This window comes from Streptomyces sp. NPDC054847, assembly GCF_053610925.1.
Map to the genome: position 1 here is coordinate 1 of NZ_JBSGZJ010000596.1, position 3,503 is coordinate 3,503.

The 3,503-nt window shown below is 72.0% G+C and carries 3 protein-coding genes; 2 read left to right on the forward strand and 1 reads right to left on the reverse strand.

Annotated features, from left to right (window positions below; translation table 11 throughout):
• Positions 1-233: 233 nt before the first annotated feature.
• The gene (locus ACWGH4_RS32910; protein WP_441263868.1) at positions 234-851 is read left to right on the forward strand and encodes a Maf family nucleotide pyrophosphatase; all 618 of its coding nucleotides are present in this window, start codon (positions 234-236) and stop codon (positions 849-851) included.
• Between the two features lie 12 nt (positions 852-863).
• On the opposite strand, the gene ACWGH4_RS32915 is transcribed toward ACWGH4_RS32910, so the two are convergent.
• Positions 864-1,325 (reverse strand): hypothetical protein, encoded by a 462-nt coding sequence (locus tag ACWGH4_RS32915; protein ID WP_453467303.1) that lies wholly within the window; start codon positions 1,323-1,325, stop codon positions 864-866.
• Positions 1,326-1,705: 380 nt separating this feature from the next.
• On the opposite strand from ACWGH4_RS32915, the gene ACWGH4_RS32920 reads away from it, so the two are divergent.
• On the forward strand, positions 1,706-3,460 hold the full coding sequence (locus ACWGH4_RS32920) for an acetyl/propionyl/methylcrotonyl-CoA carboxylase subunit alpha (RefSeq protein WP_453467305.1): 1,755 nt from the start codon (positions 1,706-1,708) through the stop codon (positions 3,458-3,460).
• Positions 3,461-3,503: the final 43 nt, after the last annotated feature.

The window sequence follows — 3,503 nt, forward strand, 5'->3', positions numbered from 1 at the left end:
ACTCAAGCCCGCCTGGGGCACCTCCCACGGCCGCCGGGCGTAGGAGGAGATCGAGGGCGCCGCGCGGAGCGCGGTACGGGGTCCGGGGCCTGCCCGCCACGCGGCGGAGCCGCACATCGGTACAGCGGGAAGGGGTGGTGGGGAACAGCCCCGCTCAGCGGTCACGCCCCGGCGGATCGGGCCTCCCCGCGCACCGTCCCGGCGGCCACGCCCCGCCGCCTACCATGTCCCCCATGACCACCCCGTCACCCCACCGCCCCCGTCTCGTCCTCGCCTCCGCCTCCCCCGCGCGGCTGAATCTGCTGCGGCAGGCCGGTCTCGCGCCGGACGTGATCGTCAGCGGCGTCGACGAGGACGCGCTCACCGCGCCGACCCCCGCCGAGCTCGCGCTCGTGCTGGCGGAGGCGAAGGCCGCGGCCGTCGCCGCCCGGCCGGAGGCGGCCGGGGCGTTGCTGATCGGGTGCGATTCCGTCCTGGAACTCGACGGCGAGGCGCTCGGCAAGCCCGCCGACGCCGAGGAGGCGACCGCCCGCTGGAAGGCGATGCGCGGCAGGGCGGGCGTCCTGCAGACGGGGCACTGCGTGATCGACACCGTGACCGGCCGCCGGGCTTCCGCGACCGCGTCGACGACCGTGCGGTTCGGCGAGCCGACGGACGCCGAGATCGCCGCGTACGTCGCGAGCGGCGAACCGCTGTACGTCGCGGGGGCGTTCACGCTGGACGGCCGCTCGGCCCCGTTCATCGACGGCATCGACGGCGACCCGGGCAACGTCATCGGGCTGTCGCTGCCGCTGCTCCGCCGGCTCCTGGCGGAGCTGGGCGTCTCGATCACGGACCTCTGGGCCGCCTGAGCGGACGGAGGGTCAGGCGGGCGCCGGACCGCCGACGGGTCCCACCGGGCCGTCACCGTCGGCCGGGCCCCCCGACGCGGGAGGCCCGGGAGACGCCGCCGGGGGCTGCTCCTTGCCGTACACGATCAGGGACGCGACGAGCAGGCCCAGCACCACCATCAGGAACGCGAAGGCGTTCCATCCGACCAGGCCGACCGCCACCGCTCCGAGCACCCCGTGCACGACGGCGAGGGTGATGAGGGCGATGCGGGCGAAACGGCCCGGTGCCCGGTCGCGTATGCCCGCAATGAGGAGCAGCACGCCGCACAGAGCCAGGAAGAGACCGGACCCTATGCCCAGTCCCCACGTCGCGGTCACCATCACGTCCGGGTCCATGCCGTCCAGGGACATCCGCTGAGCCCCGACGAACGTGGCCATGACTCCGTTGAGCACCACGATGCCGACGGCCTCGATCAGCAGGACAAGCGCAGCCACCACGGCCACCGGTCTGCGCACCACGGCGCCCCCAACCCTCTGTGTACCGGAAGTACGTACGACAGCCGCGAGGCTACTGACCGGTAAACGCGGGGACAAGGGTTCCGGCACGCTCGGTCCCGGGGCAAAGAATCGTTGGGCCATTCGTAGGGACTCCACAAAGAAACGTGTCGGGCCGCTGGCCCCGCAGACAGAGACCTTGACCACACCAGAGGGCTACTGTGCGGGGGAGGAACCCGTCGTACCGTGGTGCGACAAGGGATTTCGCGATCGAGCGAGCCTCGAATCACGCTCCGTGTGGGCAAGCTCACCATTGGGGACGGGTCGAAAGGCCGTGTCGGCAGTCCCTAAACTCAGCTTGTTTCAAGGAGGGAGCCATCGTGCGCAAGGTGCTCATCGCCAACCGTGGCGAAATCGCTGTCCGCGTTGCCCGTGCCTGCCGGGACGCCGGGATCGCAAGCGTAGCCGTCTACGCCGATCCGGACCGGGACGCATTGCATGTCCGCGCGGCCGACGAAGCGTTCGCCCTGGGCGGTGACACCCCGGCCGCCAGTTACCTGGACATGGCCAAGGTGCTCCAGGCCGCGGCCGATTCGGGGGCGGACGCCATCCACCCCGGATACGGCTTCCTGTCCGAGAACGCGGACTTCGCCCAAGCGGTCATCGACGCCGGCCTGACCTGGATCGGCCCGCCCCCGCAGGCCATCCGCGACCTCGGTGACAAGGTCGCCGCCCGTCACATCGCCCAGCGCGCCGGCGCGCCGCTGGTCGCCGGCACCCCCGACCCGGTCTCCGGCGCCGACGAGGTCGTCGCCTTCGCCAAGGAACACGGGCTGCCGATCGCCATCAAGGCCGCCTTCGGCGGCGGCGGCCGCGGCCTGAAGGTCGCCCGCACCCTCGAAGAGGTCCCGGAGCTGTACGACTCCGCCGTCCGCGAGGCCGTCGCCGCCTTCGGCCGGGGCGAGTGCTTCGTCGAGCGCTACCTCGACAAGCCCCGCCACGTGGAGACCCAGTGCCTGGCCGACTCCCACGGCAACGTGGTCGTCGTCTCCACCCGCGACTGCTCGCTCCAGCGCCGCCACCAGAAGCTGGTGGAAGAAGCCCCGGCGCCGTTCCTGTCACAGGCCCAGAACGCGGAGCTGTACCGCGCCTCGAAGGCCATCCTCAAGGAAGCCGGCTACGTCGGCGCCGGCACCGTCGAGTTCCTCGTCGGCACCGACGGCACCATCTCCTTCCTCGAGGTCAACACCCGCCTCCAGGTCGAGCACCCGGTCACCGAAGAGGTCACCGGCATCGACCTGGTCCGCGAGATGTTCCGAATCGCCGACGGCGAGGAACTCGGCTACGACGACCCCGCGGTGCGCGGCCACTCCTTCGAGTTCCGCATCAACGGCGAGGACCCCGGCCGGGGCTTCCTGCCCGCGCCCGGCACCGTCACCACGTTCAACCCGCCCACCGGCCCCGGTGTCCGCCTCGACGCCGGTGTCGAGTCCGGCTCCGTCATCGGCCCGGCGTGGGACTCGCTCCTCGCCAAGCTGATCGTCACCGGCGCCACCCGCGAGCAGGCCCTTCAGCGCGCCGCGCGTGCGCTGGCCGAGTTCGAGGTCGAGGGCATGGCCACCGCCATTCCCTTCCACCGCGCGGTCGTCGCCGACCCGGCGTTCACGGCGGACCCCTTCCGGGTCCACACCCGCTGGATCGAGACCGAGTTCGTCAACGACATCAAGCCGTTCGCCCCGGCCGGCGCCGACACGGACGAGGACGAGGCGGGCCGCGAGACCATCGTGGTCGAGGTCGGCGGCAAGCGCCTCGAGGTGTCGCTGCCGTCCTCGCTCGGCATGACCCTCGCGCGCACCGGCCTCGCCGCCGGCGCCAAGCCCAAGCGCAGGGCCGCGAAGAAGTCGTCCTCGGCCGCCTCCGGTGACACCCTCGCCTCCCCGATGCAGGGCACCATCGTCAAGGTCGCCGTCGAGGAGGGCCAGGAGGTCAAGGAGGGCGACCTCGTCGTCGTCCTGGAGGCCATGAAGATGGAGCAGCCGCTCAACGCACACCGCTCCGGCACCATCAAGGGCCTCGCCGCCGAGGTCGGCGCCTCCCTCACCTCCGGCGCCACCATCTGCGAGATCAAGGACTGACACGTCCGACCGTCCGCTGAAGGGCCCCCGGCATCCATGCCGG